Source organism: Sphingobacterium sp. 18053, from assembly GCF_902706145.1.
GTDB classification, from domain to species: Bacteria; Bacteroidota; Bacteroidia; order Sphingobacteriales; family Sphingobacteriaceae; genus Sphingobacterium; species Sphingobacterium paramultivorum.
The window spans coordinates 226,965-243,910 of sequence record NZ_CACSJW010000007.1 but is presented as its reverse complement, the minus strand read 5'-3'; the positions used below and the strand labels follow the sequence as shown (position 1 = coordinate 243,910).

The window sequence follows — 16,946 nt, the reverse complement described above, 5'->3', positions numbered from 1 at the left end:
ATTAGAAGCCAATAGATAGGTTTAAGAAATAAGAACGTGAGGTTGGAAATGATAAATTTTCAAATCCAACAGCGTTTGAACTCATCGCATAAGTGGATTCTGGATCTACCCCATTTGCGTAACTTTTTAGCATTGCTAAGTTATTGACTGATACACCTACTTTTGCATTTTTAACAATGGATGATTTCAATAGATTTTTAGGGATAGAGTAATTTAATTGCAAATTTCTAATCCTAACATTGGTTGCATTGTATAAATTTTGTTCAGTAATACCTAAGTTGCCGCTAGCTCCAGATACAGTTGTCCAATAATCTTGTGGCGTAACTGCGACTGTACTTTTTTCGTATGCACCATTTTTTAGGATAACTCCATCAACAACAAATTTATCCCGACTTCCGTTAACAACTGTTTCGGCAGAAGAACCGCTAGCTTGTAGTGCACGCTGTGTTCCTGAGAAGAATTTTCCACCAAATCTGCCATCGATTTGAAAGCTTAATCCGAAGTTTTTATAAGTGAAAGAGTTGGTGATACCAGCGAGGGCACGTGCAGTCTGATCACCCAGAAGCTCTGCTTCATTAGATTTCGCTTGTGGTAAACCTGTACCGCTTAGGATAAGTTGTCCATTATAAGGGCTGTTTGCATCTTCAACGCGCAGGAATTTTGTTCCGAATATAGCACCATATCTTTGATTTTCAGCTGCATATATTGCGAAATTGTCATAGCCGCCCAATGTCATTCGTTTGGATTCAGGGTGTAATTCAAGAATTTTATTGAAATTGCGAGAAACATTGGCATTCAGGTTCCATCTAAAATTCTCTTTTCTGATTACATCGGCGTTTAATGTGATTTCAAATCCCTCGTTAAGAATATTACCTGCATTGGCTTTGAAAGCTCTGTATCCAGATAGGTTGTTCATTGGGATATCAATCAATTGATTTGTTGAGTTGTTTTTATAATATGTTAAATCCAAGCCAACTCGATTGTTGAAAAATTTAGTCTCTAAACCTACTTCAATTGATTTTTGAAGTTCATTAACTACGTTCTCATCATAAAGAACATCTCGTTTGGATGCAGTTGTATTATTATTAGGGTCATTACCAATGATATAAGTATTATATAATTGGTATGCGTCCATGTCGCGACCTGTTCTTGCATAAGATGCTCTCACCTTTGCAAAGTTGAACCAAGAAGGCATGCTTCCAGATTTATTGATCAGGTCGGAGAGGACAAATGAGGTGCTTACAGAAGGGTAAAAATAACTGTTATGATTTGGGTGTAAAGTCGATGTCCAGTCATTTCTTCCTGTGAAACTAACATACCAAATATTATCATAATTGATGTCAATGTTACCATAAATGGAATTAATCTGTTTTCTATTGATACTTTCAGTAATACCAGGATTGCCAATATTGTTACCAATAGTAAATAGATTAGGTACCCTTAAATTGCCTGCACTAGCGCTTAAGGAAGTACGGCTACGGTCCATGATCTGTCCATAAATTGCGGCACTACCACCCCATTTACCGAATAGATTGTCTTTTCTTGCCTGTAAACTTGCGATATAATTGTTCTCATAAAACTTGTCTGTACCTGTACCATACGAATTGTTTATATGAGATCCTGTATATGTTTTATCTTCGTATTTTGTCGAGTAGTTATCAGAACCCACACGTACATCAGCACTTAACCAATCATTAAAGTCGTACTTTACAGTAGCGTTCATCAAATAACGATCACGGGTATCACGACTTAATTTATTGTTGGCCGCCCAATAAGGGTTAATTCCTGAATCTTCCAAATACCAACTTTGTTTCACACCCAATTCATCCATTCCAGGTTTAAATTGCGTAATGTCCAAACTTCTTGGGAAAGTTAATAACTGTGAATAATAATTACCACCATTCACACCACCAACTGCACGATTATAGGCCATATTGCGCATGTATTGTACCTTTACGTCGGTAGTCCACTGATTGCGCTGACCAAATTTGGCATTTACTCTATTAATTAAATTTAGGCGGTTTAGTTTTTGGCCGGGAGATTTGCTGTTATCATGCAAATAAGTCGCTGATGAATATACATTGACTTTATCGGAAACAGCCTGTTGAAAATTGATGTTTTGGGTGGTATTGAATCCTGTTTTAAAGAAATTACCGATATTATCGTAGGCTTTTAAATTTGTTTTCGTTCCATTCCATAACTCAACTTCCTGCCCAGTTATTTTTTCTCCCCAAGATCCTGTGGCTAATTTACCGTAGACACCGCCATCCCCCTGAGAGAAGTCACTCTGTAATTTTGGCGTCATAAAGATATTTTCGATGCCCGTAATGGTTGAATAGGAAATTCCTACGCCATCTTTTGCTTTACCACTTTTGGTTGTAATTAAAATAACCCCATTAGATGCACGTGATCCATAAAGCGCAGAAGCAGCACCGCCTTTCAAGACAGACATGCTCTCGATATCTTCCGGATTTAAGTCTCCTAATCCACTTCCCATATCTGCTGACGGATTCCAGAAATCATTGTTTTTAGCGCCTGCAAAATTATCCATCGGCACCCCATCGACAACAATTAACGGTTGGTTGTCTCCGGTAATGGAGTTGAATCCGCGAAGAATAATTTTCGAAGATGATGAAGGTCCGTTTGAACCTTTAACAACCTGAAGACTGGAAACCTTGCCCGCTAGTGCATTGGCTATGTTATTTTCTCTGGCATCTGTCAATGCAGTACCTTGTATATCTTGAAATGAATAACCAAGACTTCTTTTTTCACGTTTAACTCCCATTGCTGTAACGACCACTTCTCCCAAAGTTGATTCATCGCTTGTCAAGGATACGTTAATCGTTTTAGTTGTTCCAACCACAATTTCCTGAGGTTTATAGCCTATTAGTGAAATACGTAATGTTTCGCCTTGTGCAGCTTGTATATTAAATGCCCCACTTGCAGTCGATTGGGTAGCTCTATTTGTTCCCTTTACGGAAATAGTAGCACCTGCAATTGGCCCCTTGGCATCTGAAACTGTTCCAGAAATGCCTTGCTGTGCAAATAGCGATGTTGCACTGAAGAGTGTGCACAAAGCTAATCCAGCTGTTTTTTTGTAGAATAGACTCATTTTTAAGTGTTTAATTTATAAATAATTATTTAGTTAGGATTCTGTTGATATGGTTTTCCACGACGATAGCGGCAGTACCCTTTATTTGAGCATGTTTGTTTAATTCCGACATTTGAATCTGTGTTGTCTTTGCAATTTCGGGGATGCAAAATTCATTAATGGCAATTTGTATTTGAGGATTCAGAATACGACCCAATTCCGCTCCTCTTCCGCTGACAATGATTTGTTTTGGATTAAGAATATGGATGAGCGTTGATATGCCTTTACCGAGCATGTAACCTATTTTTCCGATATTGTTAATCGCAATCTGGTCTCCAACATGAGTCGCTTCGATCAGCGCATCTATTTTGTTTAGATTACTCTTTACAAACGTACTATAAATCGAATACTCATTGTTTTGAATATCGTTCTCCGTACTTCGAATGGCTGCATCCAATGATGCTTCAACTTCAAGGCATCCCCGTTTACCACAGGAGCATAAGGTGTTGTTGTCGGAAAGAGGGATATGGCTAAATTCTCCAGCAAAACCTGATTCGCCCTTAAAAACAGTTCCATTAATGATAATTCCCAATCCAACTCCCCAGTTTAGATTAATAATAAGTGAGTGCTCAATGTATTTCGCAGCCCCAAATTCTTTCTCTGCAATGGCTATGCAGCGAGAATCATTCTCTATGATTGTTGTCAGTTTATATTTTTTTTCAATCCTGCTTTTTATTTCATACAAAGGATGCGTATTGATATATGATTCATTGACGCCCAATTCTGAATTAACAAAACCAGGCATACTAATTCCAATACCTATAATCCGATCTAATGAAATTGTTGAAGATGCTAAAATTCGGTCAATTTCGGATAAAAGGAGCTCTGAAGACTCTTCGGAATTTAAGTCTAACGGTATATCCCTATGCTCTAATATTATCTTTTGAGTTAAATCGGTAATTGTGCATGTCGAAAAATGCTGGTCACAAGAGATCGTTAATATATAGAAATCCAAGGACGGGTTGAGCGCAAATTGAATAGGTCGTCTTCCGCCAGTAGATTCTGCAAATCCACATTCAACAATGATCTTTTCTTCCAAAAGACGATTGATCACCTTGGTAATGGATGGCGTACTTTTCGAAAGCTTTTTTACCAACTCTGCTATGGACAGCGTTGAATCAAAATAGAGGTTCTTCAGTATATCTTTTTCCATTGGTATTTGGTACAATTCATAAAGTTGGTTAAACTTTTGTTAAAGATATATTAAAAAAAAAGTAAGTTCCAAATACTTTTTAAACAATTTTAAAAAGTATCCCTTTTTTGACTAATAAGCCAATGCAAACGTTTGTTATTGTAACAAAGTTGTCGTTAAGTTTTCCTGTTTATGCCATTAAATTGTGGATTACGCATAAAAATGAAGGGCAAATACGTTATATTTACCTTTTAATTATACAATCTGATTATGAAACAACGCTATTACTCCTTGGATGTCTTTCGTGGAGCTACTGTGGCACTGATGATTATGGTGAATAATCCGGGGACATGGGCTCATATGTTTGCACCGCTAAAACATGCAGAATGGCATGGATGTTCACCTACAGACCTGGTTTTTCCTTTCTTTCTTTTCGCAGTGGGTAATGCCATGTCTTTTGTTATACCTCGTTTACAGGAGGCGGGGCCTACAGTATTTTGGCAAAAAGTAATTAAACGGACGATCTTGATTTTTGCGATTGGACTTTTCATCAATTGGTGGCCTTTTGTGAAATGGGATGGTGCGGAGCTTATTTTTAAACAATGGGTTGATGGCACTGATCCGAGCCGGGGAATTCGGATTTTCGGTGTACTCCAACGCATCGCAGTTGCATACTGTTTTGCTTCGATTTTAGCTTATTATTTTAAAGAGAAAACGATTATTTGGATCTCGGCAATCATACTGTTGTTATATTGGGCAATCTGTGCAATAGCCGGAGGAACAGATCCCTATAGCTTGGAGGGCTGGTTCGGTACAAAGTATGATATAGCAATCCTAGGTTTACCGCATGTTTACAAAGGGGAAGGGGTGCCATTTGATCCAGAAGGGCTGATGAGCACATTACCGACAATTGTTCAGGTCGTCTTTGGCTATTTAGTTGGTGTATTTATAAAAAAGCAAGGTCAGGTGGATTGGCTTTGGTCCAAAGTGCCGGCCTCGCATGAGCCCCATTTTAAATTGCTGGCAGGGATGTTTGTGACCGGATTTATTTTGGTCGTATTGGCTTGGATATGGGCCTTGGGTTTTCCGATCAACAAAAAAATATGGACAAGTTCCTACGTGCTCTATACAACAGGTTTGGCAACCATGACACTCGGTGGTATGATCTGGTTTATTGAAGTGCAGGGTGTCAAAAATAAATTGACACAGTTTTTTGATGTTTTTGGTAAAAATCCGTTATTCATCTTTGTCTTGAGCGGTATTCTACCACGCTTTTTGGGATTGTTCCGTATTCCTGATGGTGTAAAAGAGGATGGCACGCAAAAATACCTCGACGCTTTTGCCTGGTTCTATAAATACGTTTGTGCGAAAGCCCCCGGGATACCGGAAGTAGGCTCTTTTGTATATTCCTTATGTTTCCTGACGTTGATGTGGGTAATCTGCTATTGGTTGGATAAAAAGAAAATTTATGTAAAGGTGTAGCATCAGCTGGATCTTTGCTTGTTAAATTATTTTGGCACTCAAAGATTTTTACTATCTTTGCAGCCAATTAATAAAATTTTTAACGCTTTAATATTATTCAGGAAATGTATTTAAGTAAAGAGTACAAAGCTGGAATCTTCGCAGAATTTGCTGGATCAGCTACAAACACAGGATCTACTGAAGGTCAAGTTGCTTTATTCACTAAGAGAATTGCTCACTTAACTGAGCACTTGAAAAAAAACAGAAAAGATTTCGGTACACAACGTGCCCTACAAATGTTAGTAGGTAAACGTCGTTCATTATTAGCTTATCTTTACAAAAAAGATATCAACCGTTACCGTGCGATCATTAAAGGTCTAGGTTTACGTGATATTATCAAATAAGCTTTAATACAAAGGTGTTAAGAAAGCCATCCAATTTTTGGATGGCTTTTTTTATTGTGCTTATCGTGCCCGAATTGTTATAGGACTTTTCGCATCAGCATGGTCGTTTTCTGTTCGTCATGGCTTTTGTCGTAGTTCAGGACTTCCTTAGGTTAGCGGACGAGATTGGGCTAGTTGTCCCTTACTTCAGTTTCACTATTTAGTCGTTATTTAATCGCTTTTTCCTCGGAGCTTGTTCGCTATTTCTTCGCTACCAACCGAAGAAGTACCGAAGAAGTACCGAAGAAGCTCCGAGGAATCTCCGAAAATGATAACTATGTCTTATACTTGTTTTTATTGTCTTATACTGCGCAATAGGTTAAATCCACCGTTACAACTGATAGGTCTTTGTAAGCCTTTTTCGAGAGATAAGAGAACTTGAGGGAACTTCAATCGATTCATTGCTTGACAGATTAAGGCAGTTGCTGCCGTATTCCGATGGTTTGATGATTTAGCCTGCTGTTAATTGCATTAATCTTAATATTTTAATTTACCTTTGTGCTGAAATCTAATGTATTTAAAATATTGGCATGCTGCCAACAAGATGAAAAGCATGTCGCAAACAAGATTAAATGAATTACAACGAAATTAAAACGACCATCGATATGGGTAATGGCACCCAGATCGAATTGTCTACAGGGAAATTGGCAAAACAGGCTGATGGGGCTGTAGTATTAAAACAAGGTGATACGATGTTGCTTGCAACAGTTGTTTCAGCTAAAGAAGCGAAATCTGGCGTTGATTTTTTACCCCTTTCTGTAGATTATCAAGAAAAATATGCGGCAACAGGCCGTATTCCAGGAGGTTTCTTACGTCGTGAAGCTAGACTATCGGATTATGAGGTATTGATCTCGCGTTTGGTAGACCGCGCATTACGTCCTTTGTTCCCTGAAAACTATCACGCAGATACACAAGTGGCAATCAGCTTGATCTCTGCAGATAAAGATATTATGCCTGACGCTTTAGCAGGTTTGGCTGCTTCTGCAGCTATTGCTGTTTCTGATATTCCTTTCAATGGACCAATTTCTGAAGTTCGCGTAGCAAAGATTGATGGTCAACTGGTGATCAATCCAAAATTATCTGAACTTGAAAAAGCAACTTTAGAATTTATTGTTGCTGGTTCTGCACAAGATATCGGTATGGTTGAAGGTGAAGCGAAAGAAATTTCTGAAGCTGAGATGGTAGAAGCGATTGCTTTTGCTCATGAAGCCATCAAAAAACAAGTTGCTGCTCAAGTAGAATTGGCTAACTTAGTTGGCAAAACTGTGAAGCGTGAGTATAACCATGAGCCTGAAAACCTTGAATTGAGAGATGCTATTTTTGCAGCTACTTACGATAAGGTTTACGCTATTGCAAAATCTGCTTCTGCAAAACATGACCGTTCTGAAAACTTCGCAAAAATCGCAGAAGAGTACAGAGCAACAATGCCAGAGGAATTGGATGATGACACGGCATTCTTATTTAAAAAATATTTCCACGATGTTCAGTATGATGCTGTCCGTAACCTAGTTTTGGATGAAGGTATGCGTTTAGATGGACGTGATGTACGTACTGTACGTCCGATCTGGTCTGAAGTGGATTACTTGCCTGCTGCACACGGTTCGGCTGTATTTACACGTGGTGAAACACAAGCATTGACTTCGGTTACTTTAGGTGCTAAAGACGATGAGCAAATGATCGATGGTGCTTTTATCAACGGTTATAACAAATTTATTCTTCACTACAACTTCCCTGCATTCTCTACAGGTGAGGTAAGACCTAATAGAGGTCCAGGCCGTCGTGAAGTTGGTCACGGTAACTTAGCAATGCGTTCATTGAAACAGGTACTTCCTGCAGACAGTGAGAATCCATATACTATCCGTGTTGTTTCTGATATCCTTGAATCAAATGGTTCTTCTTCTATGGCAACTGTATGTGCTGGTACATTAGCACTTTTGGATGCCGGTGTAAAATTGAAAGCGCCAGTTTCAGGTATTGCCATGGGATTGATTTCTGATGAGAAAACTGGTAAATATGCGATCTTATCGGATATCTTAGGTGATGAAGATCATTTAGGTGATATGGACTTTAAAGTAACTGGTACAGAAAATGGTATCGTTGCTTGTCAAATGGACTTAAAAATCAATGGTTTGAAATGGGAAGTGTTGACGCAAGCTTTGGATCAAGCAAAAGAAGCGCGTTTACACATCTTAGGTGAGATGAAGAAAACAATTTCTGCTCCACGTGAAGACTACAAACCACATGCACCTCGTATCGTTCAATTGTTGATCGATAAAGAATTTATTGGTGCTGTAATCGGACCGGGTGGTAAAATTATCCAAGAGATGCAACGTGAGACAGGCGCTACAATTTCGATCGAAGAAGTTGATAACAAAGGTGTTGTTCAAGTATTCGCAGATAATAAAGCGGCTATCGATGATGCAGTAGGTCGTATTAAAGCAATCGCTTCTAAACCAGAGATTGGTGAAACTTACGAAGGTAAAGTGAAATCAATTATGCCATTCGGTGCTTTCGTTGAAATCATGCCTGGTAAAGATGGTTTATTGCACATCTCTGAAATCGACTGGAAACGTCTTGAAACAATGGACGGTATCTTTAAAGAAGGTGATAAAGTAACGGTTAAATTGTTGGATATCGACAAACAAGGTAAAATGAAGCTTTCGCGTAAAGCGTTATTACCTCGTCCTCCAAAAGAAGACAAACCAAAGCAGGATAAACCTACCGGTGAAGCTCCTGTAGCTGGTGCTGGCCAAGAATAAGTTTATCTTTTCAAATGATACGAAAAGCCCGCTTTAAGCGGGCTTTTTTTGTATCCTAAATTAAATTTGATTAACTTAATTATATGCTCTTAAATTCGATCCGATTATATTCTTTCCTTTTCACACTTCTGCTATCTGTTCCTGTTGCGGCACAGGTGCCAAAAATAAGCGATACGTCAAAAATTTTTAGCGCGGTTGATATTTTTCTAGAGCCAAGGGATGGAATGAGCGGCTTTAAGATTCGTTGGCTAAACTATTTGAAAGAAACTATGAACGAAGGAAAGCTGAAGAAAACGTTATATGCTGACCATGTATTTGAGGTGCTTGTGGTAAAAGACGGATCCCTAGTGGAGAAGGAAGATGCTGCAAGAGATCTTGTATTGTTTGATTTTTTAAGAAAGCAGCAGAAATGGAAGCCGGGTATTCGCTCGGGGCGTCCAATATATTATCTTTTGAAACTGAAAGTTCCCAAAGAATTATTTGATCAGGTAGCAGTTGAGAAGTTGGTTGACAGAGAAGATCTAGTGAAGCAGGAACTGTTAGACCAATAAACAAATCAGACTATCGAATTGACAGCCTGATTTGCTTTCTGATCTACTCGTTTTTATAATGATCCGAGTTAATAGTAGGGAATTCCTAAATCGAATGCTATTTGTCCAATAGCGTAAAATTATCTTTATGTGCAACAGATTGCCCTGCTGTTACTACCGTTAGCTTCATTGCACCTGGAGATACATTTGAAGGTACGGTAACTAAGATTGTATTCGACGTTACGCTATTAGGAGCTACAGCAACTGAACCGAATTTCACGATGGTGTCGTAAGCTTGAACAAAGCCCGAACCTTTGATCGTTAACACGGTTCCTGGTACCGCAGATGTCGGACTAAAGGAAGTAAACGAAGGGCCAACGATCTCAAAATCGCCAGGAATGGTTACTTTTTTATTTGGGAATTCAACGCTAATCTTAACATTACCTTCGCTCATTCCATAAGGAACAGTTACCTGTAAATTCGTCGGAGAAGTTGCAGTTCCACCGGCTTGTACAGAACCAAAATACACCGTATACCAATTTCCGGCAATAAAATTTCCGGAGATATTGATCAGCTGAAGCGAACTACCAGACTTAGGAGAAAAGTTCGTGGCTGAATAGCCCAAAATTTTCAACTTTTTAGGAGCTTGTACTTCGTGCGGCCCCATCTTTAGGTAAAGGGAATAATCTCCTTCTGCTATATTATCTGGAACATTGTAAGTGTATGTTCCTTTATCATAGAAATATACATCACCATAGCTTCCTGCACCTAATTTCACTAAAGGGCGGCCTTCGCCGCCGTCATTAATTGGCGGGAAGTTCGTCCCACGAAGCATAATAGATTGTCCTGGATAAACGGATTCGGGTGATATTTCGCTGATTACTGGTGGAGTTACTTTAAATGTTCCCAGCACTTTTTTCTTTCCATTAATGGTTATCGCAAGATCTGAGTTTTCCTTGGCTGTGAAGGGTACATTTATGGTTCCGTAATAGTACGAAGGATTAATGAGTTGATTTCCCATTTCAACCTGGATATTTGAATTGCCAAAATAATCAGGTAAATTATCGCCTGTGAATTTTAATTCTGAGCCCACAGTCCCGGATTTAGGAGAAAAATCCTTAAAATTCGCGAATATCTGGAAAGAGCTATTGCCGGCTGGAGTAGATCCAATCTGAATAGAAACATTGACAGAATTTCCGTGGCTGGCTTGTATACCACTTGGTACCTCTGCACTTATTTCAGTTGGACTTACTGAAATAGTCTTTGCTTTGATATTACCAATCGTAACAACGGTATTGTTTGCTGTCGCATCGAAAAAAGTACCTGTGATTTTTACGACTTCGCCCGACATGGCCGTTTTCGGTGTAATGTCTCCCATAGAAGGGCTAGGAAGATTGACACTAAGCATTGTGCCAAAAACAGTGCCCCTGGAGTCCCGTAAATAGGAGCGTACCCAAACCGTATTGTTGTAGGAGTACGGTAATGTGCCGTCAACCCTAATCTGTTTACGAAATTCTCCTTCTTTAGCATCTTTTCCCAAGGAAACTCTTATGCCCTTGTTTTCTCCTATTTCCTGGCTAGTATTATAAATAAATCCATAATCCTCTATCCCTTCACTCCCCGTTTTAGCGATATTACCAACAACTTCAAATGAAGTCGACGATTGAGCTTTAACCGACAATGTCTGAATAGCTGGAGGCGTAAAGTCATCCTTCTTACACGATGAAAATAGTCCAAATAATGAAATAAAAACAATACACAGTATTTTAATCCCTTTCATAATGATCAGTAAGTTTATTGTTTTTAAAATGCGTATCCTACTCTCAGACCATTCACCAATGAGCTCTTAAACGTCTTGGTTTTGTTTTCCGAGATATAAGAGCCATAACCAGGGTCAGTTCCCGTTACTGTGATATCAGGCTTTTTATACTTTGTCTGTAAATAACCTAAATTAAACTCATAGCCAACAAACAGGCCTTTGGAAACATAAAAGTCAAATCCGGCAACGGCATAGGCACCAAATCTTGTATAAGCATTTGGGACTAATTGCATAGAAGAATAATAGCCATTGTTGGTCTGCTGATAGATAACTTCCATCCAGGCATTCTTTAGGTTCATCGTATATGCGCTGGTAGATAGTTCCTGTTTACTACTTTTAGAGCCGATGGAGAGGTCAAATCCAATGTAAGGAGACAGTCTGGAACTTCCTTTAAAATGTTTTTCAATACCAAAATTGACATCAAATCCTGTACTTTTTTTTGTGTTGGAGTTAAAATAACCATTTGTGCCGTAGGGATTTCCATAATTCGCTGCAGAATCGAGCACATTGATTCCAATTCCCAAACGTAAAGCAAGGTCATCCTGAACAAAATACCGCCCTTTGATCTGATTTAGTGCATTGTTTAGACTCAGATTTCCTTTAAATGGATTGAAGTTCAATTCAGTAACAAAACTACCTTTTCTAGATTTAACGCCTTCGACGTCCTTGTCAAGTGAGGTCTGCGCATAGGCAATTCGAGCTGCTCCCAATAATAGGATAGCCGATAAAATTCTTTTCATAAAATATAATAAACTAAGAGGATAAATATACTGCTTTGCGGGCGTTTCACAAATTTTTTATCAAAGTTAATTGAATAAGGTAAGACAATCGGTCACATACAGTTTATTAGGGGGCCAAGTATATAATGCTTCTATGTTGATCTTTTACAAGAAGCAGATGATATATCATAGTGTCTTGGACAATCGGCGTGATTTTTCAAAGGTAAAGATCTGTATTGAGGGGGGAACTGTAGAAATAATTCTTAGAGAACCTCTCTATTATAAAAAGTAATATTTGTATAGTAGAGTCTGAATTAATCTTGAAAGGGGGATAAAACAAATCAGGCTGTCGAATTGACAGCCTGATTTTGTGGTTTTATAACATGATAACACCTTTTATCTTCGCTACTTCTTTGTAGAAGTAGATCACCTGATCGGCGTCTTTTACGTTCAAGTTTACCGTAATTGAAGTATACTTACCTGTTTTGGAATCCTTAAAATCAAACTGAGCACCTGTTTCATCAAATATGCTCTGGATTTGATTGAAGTGGTCCTGATCTTTTGGTAAGATAAATTTATACGTATAGTCCTTTGGAAATGTTTCTAAGTCTTCTAAGCGCTCTTTGAAAGTTTCATAGAAGTCTTTTGGATTATCACCTCCATCGGGGATATCTTGTATATTGATGTTTTTGTAATCTGCCATGTTTTGTTTCTCCTTAAATATGTTATTAAGGTATTAACAAATATTAATCCAGTAATGTTTTACTGACAATTTTTCAGTTAATTATTGTCAATGCTTGATGGCCAATCGGCTTTGTTTTTACCAAAGTTTTTGTTTGGCGTAGCACTCATCTCGATTTCCATCTGTCCGCCTTCTAAAAGCTGTGCATGTGTAATGAACGATTTAGCATAAGGTTTACCATTCAATTTGATCGATTTAATGTATTGATTTGCTTTGCTTTGATTTTTAACATCGATAGCTAAAGTTTTGCCATTTGGTAAATTGATGTTCGCATGTTGCATCATCGGAGAGCCGAAGACATAAACACCACTCATTGCATTCAGTGGATAGAAGCCCATTGCTGAGAACACATACCATGCGCTCATTTGTCCGACGTCATCATTGCCACATAGACCAGCTGGACTGTTTGTGTAAAACTCCGTCATCGCTTTACGTACTAAGGCTGCACCTTTCCAAGGTTGTCCAGCATAAGCATATAAGTAAGGGATATGGTGATTTGGTTCGTTACCTTGCGCATATTGGCCGATTAGTCCTGAAATATCTGGAGAAGCTTCACCACCAAGATCCGATGACATGGTCGTAAAATAATCCAGTTTTTTCAAAAATTTCTCCTCACCACCGAAAAGATTGATCAGACCTTTGACATCTTGAGGTACTAACCAGGTATATTGCCATGCATTTCCTTCGCAATAATCATTTTCGCGGTGTTTGGCCATTAGCGGGTCGAAAGGTCTGCGGAACTCGCCATTGGCTTTTTTACCGACGAAATGACCTACTTCTTTGTCAAAATACTGCTCATATAGTTTGTAGCGTTTTTTGAAATAGGTAGCGTCTTCTGTTTTACCTAGCTTTTCAGCAATTTTATAAGCACCAAAGTCGGCAATCGCATACTCTAATGCCCATGCTACAGACTCATTAGGCATGCTGTCGATAGGAATGTAAGTCAGCTCACGGGCATATTTCAAGCCGTGATCATTGCCCATAGCTGTGGTCTTAACAGCTTCCCAAACCAAAGGATAATCTTTCTCGTCAATAATTCCTTTTAAGAAAGCGTCTGCAATCACTGGAATCGCAGGCAGGCCCACCATGGTATTGGTTTCATTGCCTTGTAAGTGCCACATTGGCAATTTACCTTGTTGTTGATAGATAGCCAACATCGTCTTGATAAAATCCTGGTTGATTTTACGGTCCTCCAAGATGGTCATCAAAGGGTGAAGCCCACGGTAGGTGTCCCAAAGCGAAAATACGGTATGGTTGACAAAATCCTGTTTTTCGTATACTTGTTTGTCAGTTCCTAAATAATCGCCATTTGCATCGTTAAAGATGGTAGGAGCGAAGTAGGTATGGTATAATGCGGTATAGAAGATGGTCTTCGTATCTTTGTCGGCTTCAAATTGAATCTTATTTAAGGTTTTGTTCCAACGTTGATCGGCTTCTTGCTTTACTTTTTCAAAATTCCAGCTTGGAATCTCTGCATTGATATTATTCAGGGCATTGGTCGAGCTTACGGGAGAGATACCAACTTTGAGTTCGATGGTTTTGTTTTTAACAGCATCAAAGAATAAAGCTGCTTTGATCGCCTGTCCTTTAAATGTTGTTTGGCCTAATTTTTCTTCTTTACCGTCGAAAAATCTTACTTTTTGTATCGGCTGGGAAGTTCTGATCGCAAAATACAATTTTTGGTCAGTTGCCCATCCTGTTGAAAAGCGGTAACCAACAAAGGTCGAGTCGTTAACCTGTTTAATGTAGGTGTCTGTCGGTTTATCCCAATTGATATGGTAACCTAAGTCCACTAAAATATGTGCATTATCTGTTTTTTCATAGCGATATTGATGATAGCCAACACGTTCGGTAGCCGTCAAATTGGCCTGTACCTGATAGTCATCTAAATAAGCGCTATAGAATCCTGGCTTGGCAACCTCATTTTCCTTTTTGAAGGAAGAACCATAACCTGTATTCATTTTATTGAATTCCGCTGGCGTTAATTGTAATTTTCCGTTGGCTGGAACAATCATGAGGTCGTTGAGGTCACCGATACCTGTTCCGCTCAGGTGGGTATGGGTAAAACCCAAAATTTCCTGGCTTTTGTAATTGTATCCACTGCACCAATCCCATCCGTTGAACTTGTCCCAAATCTGTGGAATTTGGGTAGGTCCCAATTGTACAGCACCTAAAGGTACATTTGCACCAACAAAGACGTGACCATGATCCGCTGACCCAATAAAGGGGTTGACATATTGCGTAAGATTTTGCTGGGCTTGCGCACAAAATGGCAAAATTAGTGTGCCCAACACTGTTTTGAGTAGTTTATTTCCTGTCATAGGTTTTGTTCGGGTATTTGAAAACTGCTTAAAATTAGTAAATAAAACCTTTTAGCGCAATTTTATTATTATTTTAGTAAATTGTCGTTAAATTTTTTACTTTAGTAATCTTCGTAATAAAAAACTTAACAAACCTACTACTACTACATGAAGAAACGTATTCTGATCAGTGATATCGCAAAGGCGTTGGGGATTTCTGTAACTACTGTGTCCTTTATTTTAAATGATAAGGCAAAAGAAAAGCGTATTAGTGAGGCTTTGACTAAGCGGGTTTTGGACTATGTCAAAAAGGTCGGCTATAAGCCCAACGAATTGGCGAAAAGTCTCCGCACAGGGAAGACGAAGATTTTGGGTTTGATTATCGAAGATATTTCCAATCCTTTTTTTGGGAATATAGCACGTCTGATCGAAAGTAAGGTCTATGAGCAGGGCTATCGTATTATTTATTGTAGTACCAACAATGATGTGGAAAAAGCGAAGGAGTTAATCCAGATGTTTTACGATCGGCAGGTAGATGGTTTTATTATTACACCTTCCGATGGTTTGGAAGATACAGTAAAGCAGTTGCAACAGAATAATATTCCGGTTGTGCTCTTCGACCGTTATTTTCCGGATCTTGAAACAGACTATGTTGGTGCGGATAATTTTCAAGGGGCCTTTGATGCCAGTAACCATTTGTGTCAACAGGGCTATAGACGTATCGGATTTGTATCGCTCTATTCGGATCAGACTCAAATGAAGGAGCGTTCAGATGGCTATATGAAGGCTATGGATAATAATAAGCAGCAAAGTTTTATTCAAAAGATTCAGATGGATGCTTCGGATGAGGAAGCAATGGAATCTTTGCGGGAGTTTATCTGTGAAAATAGGCTGGATGCCGTTTTGTTCTCTACGAACTATCTGGCGATTTCGGGTTTGAAGGCTTCCAAAAAATTTAATTTTACGATGCCGGCGGTGATTGCTTTTGACGACCATACGGTTTTTAAGCTGGTCGAACCTTCTATTACGGTTGTTTCGCAGCCGATCAAGGATATTGCTGAGAATCTGATCAATATTTTGTTGCTGCGTCTTCAGGGTAAAATAAAAGCAACACGTAGAATGGTGTTGCCTTGTGAACTGAAAGTTCGTGAGTCGACTAAAGTGAAAGTTACTTCGTAGTATCGGCTACAAATTTCATTGAAATAGAATTAACGCAGTGACGCGTGTTTTTTGTCGTAAAGCCTTCTCCCAGGAATACATGGCCTAAATGCGCGCCACATTTACTACACAGGATTTCAGTGCGGCGACCATCGGCATCCGTGATCCTTGTAATTGCCCCGGGAATTTCATCATCAAAACTTGGCCAGCCACAGCCAGATTCAAATTTCGACTCCGAACGGTATAGTGGGCTATCACAACGACGGCAGATATAAGTTCCTTTGAGCTTATTGTCCAAAAGTTCACCGGTAAAAGGGCGTTCAGTTCCCTTATGTATAATAATGTACTCCTCTTCTTTACTTAATGGGTTGTATTCTTTGTTTGTTTCCATGATTGTCGTGTGTTTAGTCTTGGCCCTTTAATTTTTGGTCCGGGACTCGATCCTGGACGGGGCTCCATTCATCTTGATAAAGTTACGGAAATAAAGACGAAAAAAAATTTTTTGTGTCCATAGTGATAGTCGAATTTAGGTATTTTAAATTGTCATGGAATTGTCTTATATTTGAATAGCTATCCAAATGAAAAGTTGTAGCGATGGGACCACTTTAATAGTTTAATGTTGTTTTATCCTAGTTTAAACCCATTTGTTTAGAATGATTATAAATTGATATTAAAGGTCACAAAATTGTCAGCGATTTGTTAATAAATCATACTTTTGTGGCATTGTTAGGG

The 16,946-nt window shown here is 38.8% G+C and carries 12 protein-coding genes; 5 read left to right on the top strand and 7 right to left on the bottom strand.

What is annotated here, in order from left to right; translation table 11 throughout:
• Nucleotide 1: 1 nt before the first annotated feature.
• Nucleotides 2-3,112 carry a SusC/RagA family TonB-linked outer membrane protein gene (locus GVK91_RS17975; protein WP_159730594.1) on the bottom strand — a complete coding sequence of 1,037 codons (3,111 nt, stop codon included), beginning with the start codon at nucleotides 3,110-3,112 and terminating at the stop codon, nucleotides 2-4.
• Nucleotides 3,113-3,137: 25 nt separating this feature from the next.
• Nucleotides 3,138-4,304 carry an ROK family protein gene (locus GVK91_RS17970; RefSeq protein ID WP_159730592.1) on the bottom strand — a complete coding sequence of 389 codons (1,167 nt, stop codon included), beginning with the start codon at nucleotides 4,302-4,304 and terminating at the stop codon, nucleotides 3,138-3,140.
• A 249-nt stretch (nucleotides 4,305-4,553) separates the two neighbouring features.
• Between GVK91_RS17970 and GVK91_RS17965 the strand changes: the two genes are divergently transcribed.
• The 4 genes from GVK91_RS17965 to GVK91_RS17950 all read left to right on the top strand — a co-directional run bounded on the left by GVK91_RS17965 (nucleotide 4,554) and on the right by GVK91_RS17950 (nucleotide 9,497).
• Nucleotides 4,554-5,765, top strand: coding sequence for an acyltransferase family protein (locus tag GVK91_RS17965; RefSeq protein ID WP_159730590.1), 1,212 nt, complete (start codon nucleotides 4,554-4,556; stop codon nucleotides 5,763-5,765).
• A gap of 104 nt (nucleotides 5,766-5,869) precedes the next feature.
• The gene (gene rpsO, locus GVK91_RS17960; protein WP_159730588.1) at nucleotides 5,870-6,148 is read left to right on the top strand and encodes a 30S ribosomal protein S15; all 279 of its coding nucleotides are present in this window, start codon (nucleotides 5,870-5,872) and stop codon (nucleotides 6,146-6,148) included.
• 611 nt (nucleotides 6,149-6,759) lie between these two features.
• Complete coding sequence (gene pnp, locus GVK91_RS17955) at nucleotides 6,760-8,946, top strand: polyribonucleotide nucleotidyltransferase (protein WP_159730586.1); 2,187 nt, start codon at nucleotides 6,760-6,762, stop codon at nucleotides 8,944-8,946.
• An 83-nt stretch (nucleotides 8,947-9,029) separates the two neighbouring features.
• Nucleotides 9,030-9,497 (top strand): hypothetical protein, encoded by a 468-nt coding sequence (locus GVK91_RS17950; protein ID WP_159730584.1) that lies wholly within the window; start codon nucleotides 9,030-9,032, stop codon nucleotides 9,495-9,497.
• 97 nt (nucleotides 9,498-9,594) lie between these two features.
• On the opposite strand, the gene GVK91_RS17945 is transcribed toward GVK91_RS17950, so the two are convergent.
• From GVK91_RS17945 to GVK91_RS17930, 4 genes are all read right to left on the bottom strand, one after another.
• A complete protein-coding gene (locus GVK91_RS17945) occupies nucleotides 9,595-11,256 on the bottom strand; it encodes an IPT/TIG domain-containing protein (protein ID WP_159730582.1) in 1,662 nt (553 codons plus the stop codon).
• 23 nt (nucleotides 11,257-11,279) lie between these two features.
• Nucleotides 11,280-12,035 (bottom strand): hypothetical protein, encoded by a 756-nt coding sequence (locus GVK91_RS17940; RefSeq protein WP_159730580.1) that lies wholly within the window; start codon nucleotides 12,033-12,035, stop codon nucleotides 11,280-11,282.
• Nucleotides 12,036-12,390: 355 nt separating this feature from the next.
• Nucleotides 12,391-12,717 carry a DUF493 domain-containing protein gene (locus GVK91_RS17935; protein WP_153846065.1) on the bottom strand — a complete coding sequence of 109 codons (327 nt, stop codon included), beginning with the start codon at nucleotides 12,715-12,717 and terminating at the stop codon, nucleotides 12,391-12,393.
• Between the two features lie 77 nt (nucleotides 12,718-12,794).
• A complete protein-coding gene (locus GVK91_RS17930; RefSeq protein ID WP_159730578.1) occupies nucleotides 12,795-15,077 on the bottom strand; it encodes a GH92 family glycosyl hydrolase in 2,283 nt (760 codons plus the stop codon).
• 147 nt (nucleotides 15,078-15,224) lie between these two features.
• Here GVK91_RS17930 and GVK91_RS17925 point away from each other — a divergent pair, with 147 nt between their 5' ends.
• The gene (locus tag GVK91_RS17925) at nucleotides 15,225-16,235 is read left to right on the top strand and encodes a LacI family DNA-binding transcriptional regulator (protein ID WP_153846063.1); all 1,011 of its coding nucleotides are present in this window, start codon (nucleotides 15,225-15,227) and stop codon (nucleotides 16,233-16,235) included.
• Here the strand turns inward: GVK91_RS17925 and GVK91_RS17920 are convergent.
• Nucleotides 16,225-16,605: a methionine-R-sulfoxide reductase gene (locus GVK91_RS17920; RefSeq protein WP_088160225.1), complete on the bottom strand. Its 381-nt coding sequence runs from the start codon at nucleotides 16,603-16,605 to the stop codon at nucleotides 16,225-16,227. The two genes, GVK91_RS17925 and GVK91_RS17920, sit on opposite strands and share 11 nt — an antisense overlap.
• Nucleotides 16,606-16,946: the final 341 nt, after the last annotated feature.